The sequence below is a fragment of the Microcoleus sp. FACHB-1515 genome (assembly GCF_014696105.1).
Taxonomy (GTDB): Bacteria; Cyanobacteriota; Cyanobacteriia; order Elainellales; family Elainellaceae; genus JAAUTJ01.
This window is the reverse complement of sequence record NZ_JACJPO010000011.1, coordinates 1-19548: the sequence shown is the minus strand read 5'-3', so window position 1 is coordinate 19548 and position 19548 is coordinate 1. Positions and strand designations below refer to the sequence as shown.

The 19548-nt window shown below is 53.8% G+C and carries 18 protein-coding genes, 1 tRNA gene and 1 pseudogene; 8 read left to right on the top strand and 12 right to left on the bottom strand.

What is annotated here, in order from left to right:
* Nucleotides 1-52 precede the first annotated feature (52 nt).
* Complete coding sequence (locus H6F67_RS01970) at nt 53-271, top strand: hypothetical protein (RefSeq protein ID WP_190762796.1); 219 nt, start codon at nt 53-55, stop codon at nt 269-271.
* Between the two features lie 4 nt (nt 272-275).
* Nucleotides 276-713, top strand: a complete 438-nt coding sequence (locus tag H6F67_RS01965) for a DoxX family protein (protein ID WP_190762794.1) — start codon at nt 276-278, stop codon at nt 711-713.
* Nucleotides 714-758: 45 nt separating this feature from the next.
* On the opposite strand, the gene H6F67_RS28015 is transcribed toward H6F67_RS01965, so the two are convergent.
* Nucleotides 759-893 carry a hypothetical protein gene (locus H6F67_RS28015; protein ID WP_277874546.1) on the bottom strand — a complete coding sequence of 45 codons (135 nt, stop codon included), beginning with the start codon at nt 891-893 and terminating at the stop codon, nt 759-761.
* Nucleotides 894-1602: 709 nt separating this feature from the next.
* On the opposite strand from H6F67_RS28015, the gene H6F67_RS01960 reads away from it, so the two are divergent.
* The gene (locus H6F67_RS01960; RefSeq protein WP_190762792.1) at nt 1603-4290 is read left to right on the top strand and encodes a DUF4347 domain-containing protein; all 2688 of its coding nucleotides are present in this window, start codon (nt 1603-1605) and stop codon (nt 4288-4290) included.
* A 62-nt stretch (nt 4291-4352) separates the two neighbouring features.
* On the opposite strand, the gene H6F67_RS01955 is transcribed toward H6F67_RS01960, so the two are convergent.
* Both H6F67_RS01955 and lepB read right to left on the bottom strand, forming a co-directional pair.
* A complete protein-coding gene (locus H6F67_RS01955; RefSeq protein WP_190762790.1) occupies nt 4353-4586 on the bottom strand; it encodes a hypothetical protein in 234 nt (77 codons plus the stop codon).
* A gap of 69 nt (nt 4587-4655) precedes the next feature.
* The gene (gene lepB / locus H6F67_RS01950) at nt 4656-5321 is read right to left on the bottom strand and encodes a signal peptidase I (RefSeq protein WP_190762787.1); all 666 of its coding nucleotides are present in this window, start codon (nt 5319-5321) and stop codon (nt 4656-4658) included.
* A gap of 181 nt (nt 5322-5502) precedes the next feature.
* Between lepB and H6F67_RS01945 the strand changes: the two genes are divergently transcribed.
* Both H6F67_RS01945 and H6F67_RS01940 read left to right on the top strand, forming a co-directional pair.
* On the top strand, nt 5503-6813 hold the full coding sequence (locus H6F67_RS01945; RefSeq protein ID WP_190762785.1) for a dihydroorotase: 1311 nt from the start codon (nt 5503-5505) through the stop codon (nt 6811-6813).
* A gap of 75 nt (nt 6814-6888) precedes the next feature.
* Entirely contained in the window at nt 6889-8091 is a 1203-nt protein-coding gene (locus tag H6F67_RS01940) for an acetate/propionate family kinase (protein ID WP_190762783.1), read from the top strand.
* Nucleotides 8092-8099: 8 nt separating this feature from the next.
* Here H6F67_RS01940 and thiD read toward each other — a convergent pair whose 3' ends face one another.
* From thiD to H6F67_RS01910, 6 genes are all read right to left on the bottom strand, one after another.
* Entirely contained in the window at nt 8100-8912 is an 813-nt protein-coding gene (thiD, locus tag H6F67_RS01935) for a bifunctional hydroxymethylpyrimidine kinase/phosphomethylpyrimidine kinase (RefSeq protein ID WP_190762781.1), read from the bottom strand.
* A gap of 126 nt (nt 8913-9038) precedes the next feature.
* Nucleotides 9039-10127: an alanine dehydrogenase gene (ald, locus tag H6F67_RS01930; protein WP_190762779.1), complete on the bottom strand. Its 1089-nt coding sequence runs from the start codon at nt 10125-10127 to the stop codon at nt 9039-9041.
* Between the two features lie 201 nt (nt 10128-10328).
* Nucleotides 10329-10505 (bottom strand): hypothetical protein, encoded by a 177-nt coding sequence (locus H6F67_RS01925; protein WP_190762777.1) that lies wholly within the window; start codon nt 10503-10505, stop codon nt 10329-10331.
* Between the two features lie 35 nt (nt 10506-10540).
* A complete protein-coding gene (locus H6F67_RS01920; RefSeq protein ID WP_277874545.1) occupies nt 10541-11683 on the bottom strand; it encodes a D-alanine--D-alanine ligase family protein in 1143 nt (380 codons plus the stop codon).
* Between the two features lie 208 nt (nt 11684-11891).
* A complete protein-coding gene (gene dnaN, locus H6F67_RS01915; protein ID WP_190762775.1) occupies nt 11892-13022 on the bottom strand; it encodes a DNA polymerase III subunit beta in 1131 nt (376 codons plus the stop codon).
* 418 nt (nt 13023-13440) lie between these two features.
* Nucleotides 13441-14370, bottom strand: a complete 930-nt coding sequence (locus H6F67_RS01910; protein WP_190762773.1) for a histone deacetylase — start codon at nt 14368-14370, stop codon at nt 13441-13443.
* Between the two features lie 194 nt (nt 14371-14564).
* Between H6F67_RS01910 and H6F67_RS01905 the strand changes: the two genes are divergently transcribed.
* The 3 genes from H6F67_RS01905 to H6F67_RS01895 all read left to right on the top strand — a co-directional run bounded on the left by H6F67_RS01905 (nt 14565) and on the right by H6F67_RS01895 (nt 16297).
* Nucleotides 14565-15416, top strand: a complete 852-nt coding sequence (locus H6F67_RS01905) for a class I SAM-dependent methyltransferase (protein ID WP_190762771.1) — start codon at nt 14565-14567, stop codon at nt 15414-15416.
* Between the two features lie 54 nt (nt 15417-15470).
* Nucleotides 15471-16184 carry an HAD family phosphatase gene (locus H6F67_RS01900; RefSeq protein WP_190762769.1) on the top strand — a complete coding sequence of 238 codons (714 nt, stop codon included), beginning with the start codon at nt 15471-15473 and terminating at the stop codon, nt 16182-16184.
* A gap of 40 nt (nt 16185-16224) precedes the next feature.
* Nucleotides 16225-16297 (top strand) — tRNA-Ala (locus H6F67_RS01895).
* A 516-nt stretch (nt 16298-16813) separates the two neighbouring features.
* Here H6F67_RS01895 and H6F67_RS01890 read toward each other — a convergent pair.
* The 3 genes and pseudogenes from H6F67_RS01890 to H6F67_RS01875 form a co-directional block, all read right to left on the bottom strand.
* Nucleotides 16814-17642 (bottom strand): annotated as a pseudogene (locus H6F67_RS01890) (IS1 family transposase).
* A gap of 752 nt (nt 17643-18394) precedes the next feature.
* The gene (locus H6F67_RS01880) at nt 18395-18859 is read right to left on the bottom strand and encodes a hypothetical protein (protein WP_190762765.1); all 465 of its coding nucleotides are present in this window, start codon (nt 18857-18859) and stop codon (nt 18395-18397) included.
* A 179-nt stretch (nt 18860-19038) separates the two neighbouring features.
* Nucleotides 19039-19329, bottom strand: coding sequence for a hypothetical protein (locus tag H6F67_RS01875; protein ID WP_190762763.1), 291 nt, complete (start codon nt 19327-19329; stop codon nt 19039-19041).
* Nucleotides 19330-19548 lie beyond the last annotated feature (219 nt).

Sequence of the window (19548 nt, the reverse complement as noted above, 5' to 3'; positions counted from 1 at the left end):
ATCGATCGCACAGGTCAAAATTGAAACATAACCAGCAAAGATTAATGAACCTATGGACAGACTAGAACGCACCTTTATGTGGCTGTCGCGCTTGCCGGAGCCGGAAAATCTAACCGTGCGATTTGATGAGTCCAAACAGCTTATCGTTGTCTGTCGTGACTACCGCAACGCCACGCGCATCTGGAACTTGCGGCACCACCTGCTGCCCGAAATTAGCCGCCTCAAAGTGTTTGTCAATTCCGATTACTACGCTTCCTACCCGGTTCAGTAGCTTTATGAACGTATCTCGAATTAAAGAAATTCTACGCTTCACGCTGGCGATCGCGCTGGTGATTGTGGGAACCACGCATTTCCTTACGCCGATTCCCTATGTGCGAATTGTGCCCGGAATGCTGCCGTACCCGCTAGGGCTGGTGTATCTCAGCGGATTTTTTGAAATTTTAGGCGGACTTGGCCTGCTGATTCCTTGGGTGAGTCAGGCGGCAGCTTGGGGATTGATTGCGCTGTTTATCGCGGTTTTTCCGGCCAACATCAACATGGCGGTCAATGCCATTGCGATCGAAGGTGTTCCACACATTCCCGCGCTGTACTGGGCACGGCTGCCCTTTCAAGCTGTTCTGATTGGGTGGGCATGGTGGTACACGCGCGAACCGCAGGCGCAGCCGGGAGCCAATCAGTTTCAAAAGCTCACCGATCCCAATACGGCAAAATAGCAGGCTCGATCGACGAACCTACTATTTTGTTTCAGTCCAAAAAATCTAGTCTTTTTGCTGCGAATCGTTTTGCTTTTTTTGACGCTCAGCTTCAAAATCGGCAAACGTCCGGTTGAGCCAGTAGTAGAACAGCGTTTCGTAGCTGACGCTATCTGGAATGCGATCGGGTGCTGAATTCATCTGACTTTCGAGTGAAAACTTATATTCCTGTAATGTATCTATGAATACGGAATACTTCTTGAGCATCAATACTTATTCCTTCTGATTCTTAGATTAATATTTGTTCTCAATTTTCAAGATTACTAAAAGTAAATTTAATCAGTAGAAGTTTTTGCCTGACTTTCTGTTGCGACCTGGTAAAGCGTACAAGGTTCGACCGTGACGCTTAGCTGTTCACAGCTATGTTTCCTCAATCGATTTTGGGAATCATTTGAAAGGATGGACGATTTCTAAACTGGCTAGCCTGCGTTACCTGTGACAGGTGGTCATGGCATGATACGACTGACCTAAATCGGACGGCTGTAATGGCAGTCGCTCTGCGTAAACTAGGCACTTATGTCAAAAATTCGTTGTGATTGGCGCAGCTTGAAGGCTAAGCAGGTTTCATGAAGTGCCTCTGCGCTCCTCCCAGGAAGATCACAGCGCTGCAAAAGGTTTGCACTACCAAGTTTTTCGTTCCTTTCCCCCGAAGGGTATCGCTTTTGAGCAGGGTTCTCGCGCTACCATTCGCTCGTTTCACTCTTTTGTTCATTTCGTGACTTTTTGCCCCTAGTCGCTGTCATCAGGCAGAACTCAACGGCAAACGATCGACTAGACGTGAACACAGCCGATCGCCGCTTGAATTTTGTGCTGCTGACATGAACCTGCACAAAGTCCTAGAGGAATTTGAATGACAACTACTTCTGCTGCTGCGATCCACTCGATCGCATTCGTTGATGCTGCCGTTGCAGACAGCCACTTGATGCTGGGAGCCACACCCGGAGTTGAAGTGATCCTGCTCGACTCTACCCAAGACGGTATTGCTCAGATCACGTCAGTCCTGCAAGGCCGCAGCAACGTCGAAAGCGTGCAAATCTTCGCGCATGGCGCATCGGGAAGTTTGCGGCTAGGAACCGCGCAACTGAATACGGAAAGCCTGGAAAGCTACGCCAGTCAGCTTGAGCAGTGGCGATCGGCCTTTAGCGAAACCGGAGATCTGCTGCTGTTTGGCTGCGATGTGGCTGCCGATGGCACCGAGTTGATCGATCGCCTCAGTCAGTTAACCGGAACTGATGTGGCTGCTTCCACCAACCTCACCGGAAACGCTCCCGGTGCTGATTGGAACCTGGAAGCGCAAATTGGAACCGTGACGGCGCAAAAAGCACTACAGACGGACAGTTTCCAAGGTGTCCTCGCAGATATCACCGTCACCAACACCAACGACAGCGGGGCGGGATCGCTCAGAGCCGCGATCGCTCAGGCGCGATCGGGCGACACGATTCGGTTTGCCAGCAGTTTGCAGGGTCGAACGATTACGCTCACGTCCGGCGAAATTAGCATTCCAGTCGGGAAGAATTTGACGATCGACGGCAGCGGCGCGTCTGGTCTGACGATCAGCGGCAACAATAGTTCGCGAATTTTTCTGCTCAACTCCACATCAGTTCAGCCGACAACGCTCAACGTTCGCAATTTGACGCTGGCGAACGGCAAAACGAGCGATCGCGGCGGTGCAATCAGCACCACGCATCAGGGCGTCCTCAACATCGAGAACGTCACGTTCAACAACAACGTTGCCGATCAAGGCGGTGGCGCGATTTTCAGCGCCTTTGAAGGCACGGTGACCGTCACCAACAGCCGCTTCAACGCCAACAAAGCGACAGCCGGAAACGATGAGCGCGGAGCGGGGGCGATCGCCTTTTGGGGGCCGCGCAGTCTCACCGTCCGCAACAGCGACTTCACCAACAACGAAGGCATCAACGGCGGCGCGATCAACAGTCTGAACGGCAAGCTGACGATCGAAAATTCCCGCTTCATCAACAACAACACCTTGGCGGCTCGCTTTGCTAGCGGTCAGCCGAACGATTTTCTGCGTGGCTATGGCGGCGCGGTTTATGCCGATCGCGCCAGTTCGCTCGAAGAAGCATCCGGCAGCATTCGGATTACCGGAAGCACCTTTCAGGGCAACAAAGGCAAGCGCGAAGGCGGTGCGGCCTATCTGTTCACAGGTCGGCAAGATCGCGTGGATATTTCGCGCAGCCAGTTCACTGAAAACACTGTTCAGCCGCTCGAAGGCGTTAATCAAGGCAACGGTGGCGGCTTGGTTGTGATGAGCAACGAAGTTAATCGCGGCTTGACGATCGATCGCTCCTCGTTTGCAAACAACACCGCGACGCTGCAAGGCGGCGGTTTGTGGATGATGAACGCACCAACGACGATTACCAACAGCACCTTTTCTGGCAACCGCACGACGAGCCAGGATTTTAGCAGCGTTGGCGGCGGCATGGCGCTCTACGGTCAAACGACGATTTTGAATACGACGATCGCCAACAACCGCGCCGGATGGGTCGGCGGCGGCGTGTCGGCCAGTGATGGCGCGAACGTTACTGCCAAAAACACGATCTTTGCCAACAACACCGCCGACAACGGTGGTAACGACTGGAAAATTCGCCAGCAAACCAGCCGCGAATTAACCAACGGCGGCGGCAACATTCAGTTTCCCGGTTTGCTCAGCAATCAGTTCAACCGCTTCAACGACAACACGGCAACCGCCAACATTCGCATCATCGATCCGAAACTGGGCGCGTTGCAAAACAACGGCAGTGGCCTGTTGACTCATGCGCTGCTCGCGGGCAGTCCGGCGATCGATGCGGGCGTCAGTGGTGCACCAACCGTTGACGCTTTCGGCCAAACTCGCGACGCCAAACCGGACATCGGTGCGGTCGAATTTCGCACCAGCACTTCGGGCGGCGGCAGTTCCGGCGGCGGTTCTGGCGGCAGTTCTGGCGGCGGTTCAACTCCGGGTGGTTCTACCAATCAAACGCTGACGGGCACAGACGCCAATAACGTGCTGCAAGGCGCAGACGGACGCGATCGACTGATTGGCAATGGCGGCGACGATGTGCTGATTGGGCACGGCAACGCCGATCGACTGACGGGTAGTGTGGGAGCTGACTTGTTTGTCTACAGCGGCGCGTCAATGAGCAGCGCTTTGGCCGGATCGCGCCTTGCCAACCTCGATCGCATCACGGATTTCCGCTTTGCCCAGGGCGATCGCTTCCAGCTTGACTACGATGGCGATCGATCGACTCGCGAGCAGCCCAGTGGTTTGTTTAATGCCGGACGAGTGCAGGGCAGTTCGCTGACCGCTGCCGCTCGCTCTGCCTATCGCGACAAAAATCAGCGTGCCAAAGGCAGTCAAGCGCTAAACGCCAACGAAGCCGTCTTCTTCACCTGGCAGAACAAGACGTATCTTTCGGTCAACAACGGCACGAAGGGCTTCAGCGTCGATCGCGACTTGATGGCCGATGTCACGGGCATCCGCATGAGAAACGGCGATGCCAGCGCAGGAGTGCTGAACACGAACAACTATTTCGCCTAGGGAAATTGAACGAGGACTGAGGACTCGCTGTTTCTTGGCACTCAGTCCTCAGTTTCTCCTGATCAGTTCGTGCCGCGTCCCCGACAAAACCAGCCAAACAAATTGGTTTCGCCGCGCATCTGTTGCAGATCGCGGCGATTTTGAGCGGCGATCTCGCGATACCACTGGCAATAGTCCTCTAGCTGCTCACGATGGCGAACTTCTTCGTAGAATTCGTGAGCAACTTCGTAGGTTTGAAAAACTTCACTTCCGATCGGCGGAAGCGGAACAATGCGACGCAGGGCAGGATCGCTCATGATGGCTCGATCGAAACAAGAGCCTTTAGCCTAACGAATTTGACCAGCGATCGACTCACTCCAACGACGCTATTCACCTTCGCGGTAGGGCGGTTCTGGGCCAATGCCACCGATGCGATCGGGCGGCCAAAAGCGAAAAACTGCATGACCGATAATTTTGTCGCGTGGCACATAGCCCCAAAAGTGGCTGTCGTAGCTGTTGTTGCGATTGTCGCCCATCACAAAGTAGGAATCGGGCGGCACGGTTTCTGGACCCCAATTATAGTTGGGTGGAGCGGCGAGGTAGTTTTCTTCAAGCGGCTGGCCGTTGATGAATACTTTCCCGTCGCGCACCTCGACTTTTTCGCCCGGAAGTCCGATTACGCGCTTAATAAAGGCATCGCGCAAGCTGGGATTCAGGCGGCGCAGTTCATCGGTCGGGTTGAATACGATGATATCGCCGCGCTCTGGGTCGCCAAAGCGATAGCCGACTTTTTCGACGATCAGGCGATCGTTGACTTCTAAGGTTGGAACCATCGACTCCGAGGGAATGTAGCGAGCTTCGGCCACAAACGTGCGAATCCCGATCGCCAACACCAAAGCGGAACCGACGATTTGCACCGCTTCGAGCCAGGGATTGTCGTTGCGACGGCGATCGCTCGATCGGCGCTGAAGATGCACCTTGGGCGGAACGGGCTGACCGGACGATTGGGAACCGTCGTTGGGCTGGGCGTTTGAGCGGGGAGGAGTCGGCATGGATAAGGAAAATAAGCCGTTGGAACCAAATGAGCGGGCGGCAGCTTGACGAAGAACTGCCCATCAACCAAAGATACTAGCGAGTTCAAGCGAAAAACACCAAACTCCGCATTTGCATCGAGAATCAATATTAAAGCTTGAGTGTAGCTTACTCGGTAAATCCACCTTTGCAAAACTTTCTATGTCTGCTCACCTATTGATTCGTCAAGCCACTGTTCTGATCGATCGCGCCTTCCAAGTCAGCGATGTGCTGGTGCAGGACGGCAAAATTGCCCAAGTTGCCCCCGAAATTGCGATCGATTCCGATACTCCAGTCATCGACGCAACTGGACTGACTTTGTTGCCCGGCGTGATCGATCCACAAGTCCACTTCCGCGAACCCGGATTGGAATATAAAGAAGATTTGTTTACGGCTAGTTGTGCCTGCGCCAAGGGCGGTGTGACTTCGTTTTTGGAAATGCCCAACACGAAGCCGCTAACGACGACGCAGGAAATGCTCAATGACAAGCTCGATCGCGCTTCGCAAAAGTGTCTGGTCAACTACGGCTTTTTCATTGGCGCAACGGCGGAAAATCTGCCAGATCTGGAAACCGCAAATCCCACTTGCGGCATCAAAATCTTCATGGGATCGATGCATGGAGCGCTTTTGGTCGATCAAGAATCTGCCCTAGAGCGCATTTTCGCCAGCGGACGCCGCCTGATCGCCGTTCATGCCGAAGACCAAGCCCGCATCCGCGCCCGCCGCGAACAGTTTGCCGGAATTACCGATCCTGCCGTTCACTCCCAGATTCAAGACAATCAGGCTGCGCTCAACGCCACGCAACTCGCCCTGAAGCTGTCAAAAAAATATCAGCGTCGGCTGCACATCCTCCACCTCTCGACTGGAGAAGAAGCCGAACTGCTGCGCCACGATAAGCCCGTCTGGGTGACAGCCGAAGTGACACCGCAGCATCTTGTGCTGAACACCAGTGCATATGAAACGATCGGCACGTTCGCGCAGATGAATCCGCCCTTGCGATCGCCCCAAGACAACGAAATCCTCTGGAACGCCCTGCGCGATGGCGTCATCGACTTCATCGCCACCGACCACGCGCCGCATACGATCGAAGAAAAAGCCCAAGGCTATCCCAACACTCCATCGGGAATGCCCGGAGTGGAAACCTCGCTGCCAATCATGCTGACGCAGGCCAAGCAAGGCAAATGCACAGTGGAGCAGGTGGCAAACTGGATGTCTACGGCTGTCGCCAAGGCGTACAAAATTCCGAATAAAGGCATCATTGCCCCTGGCTATGACGCCGATCTCGTCCTCGTCGATCTGGACACCTACAAGCCCGTTTTGCGCGAAGAACTGCAAACCAAATGCGGTTGGAGTCCGTTTGAAGGCTGGAATTTGACGGGCTGGCCTGTGGTGACGATCGTGGGTGGGCAAGTGGTGTTCGATCGCGGCAAACTCCACACCGACGTTCGCGGCAAAGCCCTCAGTTTCGGTTAGGTTGAAACGCTGAATAGATGCTGAACGCAGTGAGGAGCGATAGATTGTCGATCGACTCCTCCGCCCCCTTAAGCCATGAAAATTCTCATCCTCAACGCTGGATCGAGCAGTCAGAAAAGCTGCCTTTATGACATCGACGCGCTGCCTGATTTGCCTCCTGAACCGCTGTGGGAAGGCTCGATCGATTGGACGCATCAGCAAGGTGTAGCCGAACTCAAAGTGAAAGCAAAAGGCAAATCGATCGATCGCCAGATTGAAACGATCGATCGCACCGTCGCCACCGAAGAACTACTCAAAACCATTTGGAGCGGCGAAACGCAGGTGATCAGCGATCCGAGCGCGATCGATCGAGTCGGGCATCGGGTTGTTCACGGCGGAGCGGAGTATCAGCAGCCGACGCGAGTGACAGCAGAAGTCAAGGCAGCGATCGATCGTCTTGCCGCCCTTGCTCCGGCTCACAATCCCGCGAACCTGGACGGAATCGAGGCGATCGAGCAGCTTTTGGGCGATGTGCCGCAAATTGCCGTTTTTGACACCGCATTTCACAGTCAAATGCCTGCATCTGCGGCGACCTATCCGATCTCGCAGGAGTGGATCGATCGCGGCATCCGGCGCTATGGCTTTCACGGCATCAGCCATCAGTATTGTGCAGAACGGGCGGCGCAACTGCTGGGGCGATCGTCTGAACTGCAACTGATCACATGTCATCTGGGAAACGGTTGCTCGCTGGCGGCGATTCGAGACGGACACAGCATCGATACGACAATGGGCTTCACGCCGATCGACGGGCTGATGATGGGAACGCGATCGGGCAGCGTCGATCCGGGGATTCTGATTCACCTGCTGCGAGAAGGCTTGACCATAGACGATCTCGATCGACTGCTCAACAAAGAATCGGGACTCAAAGGCGTGTCTGGCGTGTCTGGCGATATGCGATCGATCGCGCAGGCCATCGAGCAAGGCAACGATCGCGCAAAGCTGGCCTTTGAGGTATACGTGCATCGATTGCGATCGAACATCGGCGCAATGCTGGCGAGTTTGGGCGGGCTGGATGCGATCGTGTTTACGGCGGGCGTGGGCGAAAACTCGGCTGCTGTGAGAACCGAAGCTTGTGCCGCTTTCGAGTGGTTGGGCTGGAAGATCGATGCAGCGAAAAATCGAGTGAAATCGGCGGACGATCGCGACATTGCCGCTGCCGATTCATCCGTGCGAATTTTGGTGATTCACACCCAGGAAGATTGGGCGATCGCGCAAGCCTGCTGGAATCTAAACATTTGACAACGCATCTAGTCCAGCAGCAGCGGAAAGAAATGTCCGACGGGGCCTTGTCCTTTGCCAATTCGCAAGGAGAAGTGGAGGGCTTGGGTGACGTAATCTTTACCTGCTTGTACGGCGGTGAGCAGGTCACGACCAAAGGCGAGGTTGGCGGTAATTGCAGCGGCGATCGTGCAGCCCGTCCCGTGTGTGTCTGTCGTGTCGATCGTTTCAGTTTGGAGAACTTCGAGGCGATCGCCATTAAAAAACACGTCCACGCCGCGCAGTTCACCGCTCATGCCGCCGCCTTTCACCAAAACGGCTTTCATTCCCAGTTGCAAAATGCGCTCAGCAGCTTGCTCCATGTCGCCCAAATGGTTGATTTCCATGCCGCTGAGAATTTGGGCTTCGTAGCGGTTCGGCGTAGCGAGGACGGCTTGCGGCAGCAGTTCGCTTTTCAGCGTGGCGATCGCTGCATCGTCAATTAGTTGCGCTCCCGTCCGCGACACCATGACGGGATCAACGACTAAATTTGGTAGGGCGAGAGCAGCGGCGCGATCGGCAACAGTGGCGATGATTTCCTGATTCAGCAGCATTCCGGTTTTTGCGGCCTGTACGCCAATATCTTCGACGACCGCATCGATTTGGGCGGCGACGGCTTCCGGCGGCAGGGCATCCACTCGCGTCACGCCGATCGTATTTTGGCTGGTGACGCAGGTGAGCGCACTGGTTCCATGCACCAGATGAAACGCAAAGGTGCGTAAATCTGCTTGAATTCCGGCTCCGCCGCCGCTGTCTGATCCGGCGATCGTCAGCGCCACCGGAACCGTCAACGATTCGCTCATTTCCACTGCTCCTAACGTCTCAATGGCTACTCTAGCGCGATCGAGATGCGGGTTGATTTTGGGGGAACCATCGTATCGATTGAACCTCCGATCGCTGTGGCGCAAAAAGCGATCGGAGGATTGATGCTATTTCGCCAGATCGGGAAAGACCTCGCGCACAGCCGGATGCACCAGCTTGTGCTGATCGACCGTCAAGCCTTTTGCCAAAGCCGCATCACCGTCCAGCGCTTTCATTCCTTCGTTTGCCAGTTTCATCACATACGGCGCGGTGCTGTTGTTGAGCGCTTGCGTTGCCGTCCAAGGCGTTGCTCCGGGCATATTCGGAACGCCATAGTGAACCACGCCCGCTTCCACATAAGTCGGATGCGTGTGCGAAGTGGGACGCAAGGTTTCGATGCAGCCGCCTTGATCCACTGCCACATCCACAATCACCGAACCGGGGCGCATCTGCTCGACGAGCGATCGCTTCACCAAAATCGGCGCACGACGGTTGGGAACCAAGACCGCACCAATCAGCAAATCGGCATCGGGGACGATCGCCTCGATCTGTGGAGCCGTGCTGAACAGCAGTTCTGCTCTCGATCCAAAGATCGTTTCGAGATAGGCCAAGCGTTCCAGGTTCACATCAACAATTTGCACCTGAGCGCCCATGCCGATCGCCATTCGTGCCGCTTCCGTGCCGACCACACCGCCACCCAGCACGACGACGCGACCCGGACGCACACCGGGAACGCCACCGAGCAGAACGCCGCGCCCGCCCTGCTGCCGTTCCAGATAGCGAGCGCCAAACTGGACGGACAATCGACCCGCAATGATGCTCATCGGCGTAAGCAGCGGCAGCGATCGATTTGGCAGTTCAACGGCTTCGTAGGCGATCGCCGTCACGCCACAGTCGATTAGATGCTCGGTGAGGCGGCGATTAGCGGCAAGGTGCAAATAAGTAAACAGCAGTTGACCTTTTTGTAAATATTGATACTCGTCGGCAAGTGGCTCTTTCACCTTGACAACCATTTCGCGATTCCAAACATCGGCTGTTCGGCTGACAATTTCTGCGCCCGCCTGTTCATACGCTGCATCGGGAAAGCCTGCGCCAATTCCCGCCTCAGTTTCGACAAAAACCTGATGGCCTGCATCGCGCAAACCCCGGACGCTATCAGGGCTTAAGCCGACGCGAAACTCTTGATCTTTCGTTTCTTTAGGGACACCAATTTGCATATCAATACCTCAATCATTATTAGAGAAGTTTTTATAACTTCTTCTTCTAGCTTAAGTCGGCAAAATTGAGACGGTTGAGGAGTGTTTGAAAACCTTCTGGTGGTTAGATTGCCCAACGGAGATCCCCCTTCATAGGCAGGGCTAATTCATAGTGGTCGAAGAAGTGGTCGAAGAGAAATGAAACTGACGATGAGATTGACCTCAACTAGCGATCAGCGTCAGTTGAATAGACAGGCTCAAGCAACTGGCAGAGTGTCGCACGGCCACTGACAAGCGCGATCGATTGTCGCTCGTGCTGCTGCTGGTGCTGTAGGGAATCATCAGCAGTAGCCAAGCAGCAAGGCGTGGTCTTGAGCGCCCCAGCGGTAGCGATCGCACACCCTCCACTCCTGCTCGATCTGTTAAAACACGCCCTAACCGCCGCTCCGATCGATCGCCAACTCCACCAGTCGATCGACCAGTTCGGGAAACGAAATGCCGCTGGCTGCCCACAGCATCGGGTACATGCTCTGGCTGGTGAATCCGGGCATCGTGTTGATTTCGTTGATGAAGATTTCGCCTGTGGATTCTTGGTAGAAGAAATCGACGCGGGCAAGTCCGGCAGCATCGACGGCGAGGAAGGCTTGCAGCGACATTTCCTGGATTTGCTGGGCGATCGTACTCGGTATTTGCGCGGGAATATTGTGGCTGGAAAGGCCATCGGTGTATTTGGTTTCGTAGTCGTAGAAGTCGCTGCTGTAGATAATTTCGCCCACGACGGAGGCTTGCGGAGTGTCATTGCCTAAGACGGCACATTCCAACTCGCGGACGTTGGGCACGGCGGCTTCGACAATCAGGCGGCGATCGAAACTGGCGGCACTGTCGAGCGCGGCTTCAAGCTGGTCGCGAGTTTTCACTTTTGAAATGCCAACGGACGAGCCGAGGTTTGCGGGTTTGACGAAGCACGGGTAGCCTAATTCGGCTTCGATGCGATCGCACAGCTTCGGAAAGACGCAAGGATTTGACCAGACCTGAGCGCGATTGACGGCGACATAGTTCACCTGTGGCAGTCCAGCTTGAGCAAAGGCCATCTTCATCGCAATCTTGTCCATTCCCAAAGCGGAACCGAGGACGCCCGACCCGACGAATGGAACCTGCATCAGCTTCAGCAAGCCTTGCACCGTGCCGTCTTCTCCGTTGGGACCGTGCAAAATCGGAAACCATACGTCCACATCCGCAACTTGCGCGGCAGACTGCCAGCGAGTGCTTCGCAGACCTTCGGCGATCCGACTCTGTTGCGTTGTCAAGGCGGCGCGATCGCTCGCTTCTGGCAAGGCAGCAGGCGGCGTTCCACTCGTCAAAACCTGCTGCGCTAAGTTTCCGGCTTCCCAGCGGCCATCTTTGTGAATGTAGACCGGAGCGATCGCATATTTGCCGCTTTCTGCAAAGGCACGGGAAATCGCCTGCGCCGATCGCAACGACACTTCATGCTCACCGGAACACCCGCCAAACAACAAGCCTACTCGAATCGCCATGCGATCGCGCCTCCTCACGTGCTGTCGCCAGTAGCCTACCATACTCAACTGGAAGCGGAGCGATCACTCTAGTTTTAGCAACGCTGAGCAGTTGCCTGAATGACGTTTCAGTTGGCGACCAAGGGCTAACGTTCTACCAACTGCCACCGATTCGTTGCAGATGTATACTGCCATCTGCAACACCCACGAGAGCTTTTTCGTGTAAGCTAGCTCTCATCTGTCGGCTTAAGTTTGATTCATTACACAGCCGTCAGGATCTTACTTGGACAGGCATGACGAGGTAGGTCATCTTGAGGCCGCCTAGAGGCGTCAGGACAGAAGGGCTAGTAGCCGTATTGAACTGCATTTGCACTTCTATCGTGTTGATCGCTTTGAGTCCTTCAAGCAGATATTTGACATTAAAGGCGATATCAAAGTCATCGCCGGAAAGTTGGGCGGGGACGGCTTCTCTGCCGCTGCCCACATCGGCAGCATCCACCGCGACGACCACTTCTTGCTCGACTCCATTCAGGCTGAGCTTGACAATGCTGCTTTTTTGGTCGGCAAACACGGCGATGCGTTCGAGTGCGCCGATGAACAGGCGGCGATCGATCGTCATTTGCCGTGAAAACTGGCGGGGAATGAGTTGACGGTAGTTGGGATATTGACCTTCCAACAGGCGGCTGGTGAGGCGCTGATTTGCCCACTCAAACACAAGCTGACCGGGATCAAAGCGGACGGCGATCGGTTCTGTTGTGGCGTGCATTGCCAGCATTCGCTCTAGTTCGCGAAGCGCCTTGCTGGGAACCGTCACCTGAAAGCTCGTTTCAGTTGCGGCTTCTGATTCGTCCCCGGTGTGCACGACCGCAAGGCGGTGGCCGTCGGTGGCCGCAAATTCCAGCCCATCTGATTCGCCAGTGAGATGCACACCCGTCAACACCTGCTTGGTTTCATCGCTGCTCGCGGAGAACAACGAGCCGCGCAACCCTTCGAGCAGCACATCAGCAGACAGGTGAACTTCGCGACCCGAATCGATCGCAGGCAGGTCGGGGAACGACTCGGCATCCATGCCGCGCACCTGATAGCGTCCGGCGGCGCAGGTCAGCGTGGCGAGCGTGTCACTGTCGTGCGCCAGCGTGATGTTACCGTCAGGCAGACGCGAAACAATGTCGCACAGCAGCTTAGCAGGTAGAGTGAGCGTGCCACCCGCCTCAATTTCGGCAGGAAAACTCGTTTGCACTCCCAAACTCAAATCAAATCCAGTCAGGCGAATTTGGCGCGTTTGCGGGTCGGCACTGAGCAGCACGTTTGCCAGCACAGGCTGAGCCGGACGCGAAGGAATGGCGCGGCTGACCAGCGATAGATGCGCGTTCAGTTCGGCTTGGGTGCAGGTAAGTTTCATGGCGTCGAGTCGAGATAGCTGCGGTTTGGAACGACATCGTAGCACTGCACAGGCAAAGCTTCAATTGAGGCAATTGTCGCCTAAACCGAAGGGCGATCGCCCCTGCCAGTCTGCGGAAAATTGCTGCCTGTGGAAATTGTGGAAAACCTGTGAAGAGTCGAATTCGCACCGCCAGCCGATCGCTTGCACTTGTGGAAAACCTGTGGAAAACCCTTGGTCATGTTCAGAGCTAGTTTGCGGTTGGTTCATTTTTTTGTCGTAGTTTTAAGGTTTTCGATTGATTTTCCTCAACCTTTTCCACAGAAAAACCGACTTTTTCCACAGATAATTGGAATTTCGATCGCCATTTTGCAATGTTTATTTACAAAGCTTTTTCAAATTCATTTTATACAAATGTACTACATCGTGGCGATCGAAGTCACGCTCCGATCGAAAATTGCGGCTGAGCCGCCACATCGCGAGCCGCTCGATGCAGCAGCGAGTGTCGATAAACTAAAGCCTCAAAATCATCTGCATAGCCGCCGCCGATCACACAGGCGATCGGATAGCCCCGCTGCACACAGGTCGTCAACACCTGCATATCGCGACAGAACAAGCCGCGATCGCTCAAGGCCAGCTTGCCAAGGCGATCGTCAAAATGCGGATCAACCCCAGCGTCATACAGCACCAGATCGGGCTGCACCTGACTGAGCAAATCAGGCAGGTAGCGATCGAGCGTTTGCAAATATGCTTCATCCTCCATCCCTTCCGGCAGCGGAACATCGAGATCGCTTTGCTGCTTTGTGCCCGGAAAATTCACCTCGCAGTGCATCGAAAAAGTAAAAACGCTGTCATCACCTGCAAAAATTACTGCCGTTCCATCCCCCTGATGCACGTCTAAATCGACAATCAAAACTTTCTGCACCAAACCGAGCCTTTGCAAGACACGCGCCGCGATCGCCAAATCATTAAAAATGCAAAACCCCGACCCAAAATCCGGAAACGCATGATGCGTTCCGCCCGCTGTGTTGCAGGCCAAGCCGTGTTCCAGCGCCAACTTCGCCGTCAAAATCGTGCCGCCCACCGCAATACAAGTCCGATGCACCAAAGCCGGACTCCAAGGCAATCCAATTCGCCGCTGCGCCTTCGCATCCAGCATCCCCTGACAATATGCCTGCACATAAGCGGGCGTATGCACCAGTTCCAGCCATTCCACAGGCGGCAACTCCGGCTGATGAAATTGCGATCGCACCGCCACCCCTTCCGCAATCAGCCGCTCATACAGCGCCCGAAACTTCCCCATCGGAAAGCGGTGTCCAGGCGGCAGCGGAGCAACGTAGTCAGGATGGTAGACGATCGGGCAGTCCATCGGGAGGTCGGGGGTCGGCGGAGAGGGGGGTTTAGAGAGGCGAGATCTTGTGTGTCATTCATTTAGTCAAGATCTGCTTCTCCAGAATATTTGAGAAACACAAAATCCGTTGAAAGACCCTAACGCTGAACTTGCGATCGCTCGATCCAGAAATATTGATTAAAATTTGTTAAACAGTCTGAGTAAATTTTGTCATGGCAGTCGGCAAAGAAACTTTATTCGATCGCTTCCTCGCCCCAATTTTTCGCAATCTCATCGATCGAGACGCGATCGACGCCTACTACCACAGCCGCGATTGGGAAACTGCCAGCCAGCAATTTTGTAACCCCCAAGTTGACTATCCCGACTACTATCAGCAAAACTTTCACGGCATCCAAGGCGGCTATCTCAACCTCAGCGCCGCCTTTTCCTACGATCCGATCGTCCAATATGTTTTGCCTCCCGGTGAATCGATCGTGCGATCTGCCCTGATCGATCGCATCACCAGCCAGCCCCGCCGCATTCTTGACCTCGGCTGTGGCACAGGCTCCACCACGCTCAAGCTCAAGCAAGCCTTTCCCCAAGCCGAAGTGGTTGGCCTCGATTTGTCGCCCTACATGCTCGTCGTAGCTCAAGACAAAGCCCAAACCGCCAACCTCGACATCTCCTTTTGTCACGGCTTGGCCGAAGCCACCGGATTTCCGGCTCACAGCTTTGATCTGGTCACGGCTTCGCTGCTGTTTCACGAGCTTCCGCCTGCGATCGCCCGCGATGTTCTACGCGAATCCTTCCGGCTGCTGCGATCGGGCGGCGAAGTGCTGATTCTCGACGGCAACCAGCCGATTTTGCGATCGACTCCCTGGCTGATGGAAGTGTTTGAAGAACCCCACATCAAGGCGTTTGCCCAAAACAGCCTTGATGCTGACTTGTCTGCGATCGGCTTTGACAATGTCGAAACCGAAGCGATCTGGCTGGTTCATCAAATCACACGCGGCGTTAAACCGATCGTCGGGCGCGTCCAGTTTGAAGCGATCGAACCCACAGCCGAAGCCTGGGCAATGGGATAATACCAATAAAGCTCAAGTGATACCCAGGCTAATTCTGCACTCTGTGCCGCTGCTATGACCCTAAAAGCCGTTCTTTTCGACTTCAACGGAGTAATCATTAATGACGAACCGCTGCACCAAAAGCTGATTGAACAACTGCTGATCGAAGAAAATCTCCGCCCCAACCCGCAAGATTTTTGGCAGTTTTGCATTGGCCGCAGCGATCGCGCCTGCCTTGCCGATTTGCTATCAAGCCGAGGCCGCACCGTCACCGACAAATACCTTGACGAACTCGTTGCTCGCAAATCTCGTGCCTATGTGCAGCAGCTTGAATCGATCGAAAAACTCCCGATCTATCCCGGTTTGGCCGATTTGATCTATCAGCTCAAAGTCGCTCAAATTCCGATCGCCCTTGTCAGCGGTGCAACCCGTGCCGAAGTCGAACTCGTCCTCGATCGCGCCAATCTGTCCTCGGCCTTTACCCTATCCGTCTGTGGCGACGACATCACCCACAGCAAGCCCGACCCCGAAGGCTACAAGTTGGCGATCGATCGGCTGAGTCAAATCGTTCCCAATCTGCATCCGAGCGAGTGTCTGGCGATCGAAGATTCGTTCGCTGGCCTTGAAGCCGCCAAAGCCGCCAAAATTCCTGTTGTCGGCGTCGCCAACACCTACCCGTTCCACATGATGCAGCGCTTATCCAACTGGGCAGTCGATTACCTGTCTGATTTAGAACTCGATCGCGTCCGCGCCGTCTTCTCCGGAGGCGAGCGCCAACCCGTCAGCTAAGTTGCGATCGCGCAGTTGATGCTAAAATAGTGAAGTTTTCGGGGAGTTAGCTCAGTTGGTAGAGCGCTGCGATCGCACCGCAGAGGCCAGGGATTCGAGTTCCCTACTCTCCATTTGTCCTTTAAAGAATTATTCAGCAGTTGTGAATAGCCAAAAAATATGGCGCAATTCGCAAATCAGTGGCGCAATCGGCTTTTTTAGGACTGTTTAGCAACTTGCAAATCGGTGGCGCAAATTTGGGTTGATTCGCAAATGAGTGGCGCAGTTTTTCAACGACATCAATAGAGTTTGCCTTGAGGGGCTAGACTCTAGGCGAAACGGCTTATTCAACGATCCTATTCCAAGTTTTTCACTCGTGAATGAGTGGCGCAAATTTCAAGATTCGCAAATCAGTGGCGCAAAATTAGTTGAATTCGCAAATAACTGGCGCAATCGTTGAGGCAGTTTTCTCGTTTGGCTCGATCGAGTGCTAGAAAAGAAGCACCAGCTACACCTAAAAAGAAGGCAAAGTCATCGCCCTCAAAATCATCCTGCTTTGTATGAAAAACCATACGCTCACACAAAAAAGGTGGACAAAGCCCAAATCGAGCTTTTGCCCACCTGTAAAGCATGAAATTTCTGGTTGTGCTTCAGATAATGGTGGGGTAAGTTAACAGGTCATGCCAAGTCCAGGGTTGCCGTGTCAGTTCCGCTCTTTGGGCTGCTGTTGTCTTGAAGCGACTATGCCGCCAAATCCAATTGAAGTAACTCACCACTAACCGGGTCGTTACTTTCGTTTGTTCCCATACTTTGCCAAACTTGTTCTGCTTGCGATGCCAACGCCCCGTTTGCTGCCTGACAATGCCATTGGTTCGCTCTAGCCGTTGCGTCTTGTCTTTGCCAATGTGGTGAAGGATTTCGGGGGCAATACTCGTTCATAACCTCCCCAATCATCGCTGTTCCATTGTTTACACGCTGTCTTTCCCTCACTACTGACAATCAATTCTTCAATCAAGTCATCGGTGTGTTTTCCGACTCTTGCGGCTAAAATCAGTCCACTTGAATCAGCTAGACTCATACCAATCGAGCAATCCCCTACCTCTAATTCACCGGCGAGACATTGCTTTTGTTTTTTGCAACGAATGACCACAATTCATCCGCACTCACTTCCTCCGTTTGTACCGCTTGAACCTGAGCATCATGGACTAATTGAGCTTGCTGGCTTGCTGCACGAACAATACTCACAACGGTGTTGTAGGCAAGTCCACTTGTGCGGCTGATGCCTCGCAGACTACTGCCCTCGCTGTGAGCCTGTAAGACTTGCCGGATCTGCTCTTCACTCACATAGCGATGATAGTACAGGGTGTCAAATCGTTCGTTGAACGTCTGCTTGCACTGGGGGCAGAAATACCGCTGACTACCATTTGGGGCTTTGCCATGTTTATGGGTGCTCAGATGACCACAAAGCCGACATTCCATAGATCATGTTTGGAAGTAGAGGTCTCTCCACTTTACTCGACCCACTAAAAATTGACGCACTACCGAATGATTTCGGGAATGCGCCCGAAGGCAGCGAAGCGTATCGCGCACCAGCTTGTTATGGATTTTTTGCACTCAACCCTCCATGCCGAATTCTGGATTGGTGTAAAGTCAGCATCACCGGAAAGGACATTAATACGCAACGGTTTTTTGATGCTTTGCCATCCTGGAATAGCGCATCCCACACTTTTCGTTTGGGCATCGTCCTTCGACCCAAAGCGAAGGAATGGGAAAGGGAGTCTCACAGCCTGGGCACTTCATCAGCAGTTTAAGTTTGTGGCGATCGCATCTTGGACTCGATCTAGATTTGAACTGCCACTTAATCTGATGACAGGGGCACTCGGCATAACAAGCGCCACACAAACGAATCGGTCTGGGATCAAGATTGTCTTTTTCCGAGGGTAGCATTTGGGCTAGTCTGTCCACTTCTAGACCAATAGCTGCCCCTAAAGCAGCAAGTTGTTCTTCTATGGGAAATGGGTTTAAATATCCCTGTTCCCACTGCGCCACAACTGCACCAACACCAATTACTTCTCCTAAACTCGTAGCAGAGGGTAAGTTGTTGCCCATCAATCGTCGCAGCCTGCCCAGATAGTGCGGCAAGCTTTCCCCTGGATAGGGTTCAAGATAGACAAGTTTGGTACGGCTCGTCATTGTGGACGCCTTGATCGAAAAGTTTTATGAATTTATCGTTACTCGGATGGCTGACCTTCTGGCTCACTAGTTGGCGGTAGAGCCGGTTGAGGAGACTGAGTGGAGCCACTAGGGGATGAAGCTTGCAGGTAGGTAAGGGCTGGAGGCTTATATGGAACACCATACTTAGCTGCCGCTTTTTCTAGAACTTTCCCGTCAATCTTTTGAAACCCCTTCTCAAGCGATCGCAACGTTGCGACTTGAATGATCTTAATCAGCTTGCCAATGTAAGAGTGAGTTTTTAGAGCCAGCGTCTGTAAATTCTGTCCCTCCGAGAGCCGGGAAGCTTCTGGTAATCGCAAATACTGCTCTTCGATCGTGTTGAGGGTTGCAATAAAGTCTTTCACCTCCAAGCTACCAAAGCTATACAGATGCGGAAACCAATCCAGCAATCCATAGTCCTCTACAAGCTGGTCAAGCTCAGAAATGCCGCACAGCACAACGGCAATTCCCTGCTGAGCCATCAAATTTTCAGGTCAATGAACGCTTCCTTCTGCAAATTCTCAGCGTGATCAACAATGACCATTTCGTAGCCAAAAGGGCGGAGGCAGCCAGCAACTCTGGGGCGAAGGTCTTTCCGCTTACCGCGCGGTAAACCATGCCCAACTGCGGTCAAAATTCTCGCGTGCAGCCTTCTGGAACTTCAGTTGGAAGGAGCATCCACCAGCACCGTCTGCTTATCGTCCATCTGTGCATCATGACTTGATGCTGCGCTTTTTCCAGTCAAAGGCGGACCAATAACGCGCACCCCCTGGCACAATGCTCGATACCGATCTAGATCCTGAAAGTAGTGCTTGGCATACTCAGTGGGGATGAACTGTGATCGCAGCAACTGCTCAATCTCCGCAACAACGGCTTTAGCACCGATCGAGAGATCGCGACAGGGAGGCAGAACTTCAACGGACGGGTGCGAAATGTCGTTGGAAAGTACCATAGCAGTTACCAATCATCGTAGGAGGAGGTTCGCAGCGGAATCAGAACGATCGGTTCACATTGCACATGACTATTCGCGACAACCTCCGGCATCGGCACAACAACTGTTTCAGAGGATGTTTAGAAATACGGAGAAGGTTGCAAAAGACTCAGGCCAGTGTGCGTAACATCAGTCGAATCATCGCAATGTAGATGAAGGCTTCAGACGAAGCGGGCAATC

Bases quoted from the DNA above. Each gene is read 5' to 3' on its own strand.
- H6F67_RS01970 (WP_190762796.1), top strand. From the start codon at position 53: ATGGACAGACTAGAACGCACCTTTATGTGGCTGTCGCGCTTGCCGGAG.
- H6F67_RS01965 (WP_190762794.1), top strand. From the start codon at position 276: ATGAACGTATCTCGAATTAAAGAAATTCTACGCTTCACGCTGGCGATC.
- H6F67_RS28015 (WP_277874546.1), bottom strand. From the start codon at position 893: ATGAATTCAGCACCCGATCGCATTCCAGATAGCGTCAGCTACGAAACG.
- H6F67_RS01960 (WP_190762792.1), top strand. From the start codon at position 1,603: ATGACAACTACTTCTGCTGCTGCGATCCACTCGATCGCATTCGTTGAT.
- H6F67_RS01955 (WP_190762790.1), bottom strand. From the start codon at position 4,586: ATGAGCGATCCTGCCCTGCGTCGCATTGTTCCGCTTCCGCCGATCGGA.
- lepB (WP_190762787.1), bottom strand. From the start codon at position 5,321: ATGCCGACTCCTCCCCGCTCAAACGCCCAGCCCAACGACGGTTCCCAA.
- H6F67_RS01945 (WP_190762785.1), top strand. From the start codon at position 5,503: ATGTCTGCTCACCTATTGATTCGTCAAGCCACTGTTCTGATCGATCGC.
- H6F67_RS01940 (WP_190762783.1), top strand. From the start codon at position 6,889: ATGAAAATTCTCATCCTCAACGCTGGATCGAGCAGTCAGAAAAGCTGC.
- thiD (WP_190762781.1), bottom strand. From the start codon at position 8,912: ATGAGCGAATCGTTGACGGTTCCGGTGGCGCTGACGATCGCCGGATCA.
- ald (WP_190762779.1), bottom strand. From the start codon at position 10,127: ATGCAAATTGGTGTCCCTAAAGAAACGAAAGATCAAGAGTTTCGCGTC.
- H6F67_RS01920 (WP_277874545.1), bottom strand. From the start codon at position 11,683: ATGGTAGGCTACTGGCGACAGCACGTGAGGAGGCGCGATCGCATGGCG.
- dnaN (WP_190762775.1), bottom strand. From the start codon at position 13,022: ATGAAACTTACCTGCACCCAAGCCGAACTGAACGCGCATCTATCGCTG.
- H6F67_RS01910 (WP_190762773.1), bottom strand. From the start codon at position 14,370: ATGGACTGCCCGATCGTCTACCATCCTGACTACGTTGCTCCGCTGCCG.
- H6F67_RS01905 (WP_190762771.1), top strand. From the start codon at position 14,565: ATGGCAGTCGGCAAAGAAACTTTATTCGATCGCTTCCTCGCCCCAATT.
- H6F67_RS01900 (WP_190762769.1), top strand. From the start codon at position 15,471: ATGACCCTAAAAGCCGTTCTTTTCGACTTCAACGGAGTAATCATTAAT.
- H6F67_RS01880 (WP_190762765.1), bottom strand. From the start codon at position 18,859: ATGGCTCAGCAGGGAATTGCCGTTGTGCTGTGCGGCATTTCTGAGCTT.
- H6F67_RS01875 (WP_190762763.1), bottom strand. From the start codon at position 19,329: ATGGTACTTTCCAACGACATTTCGCACCCGTCCGTTGAAGTTCTGCCT.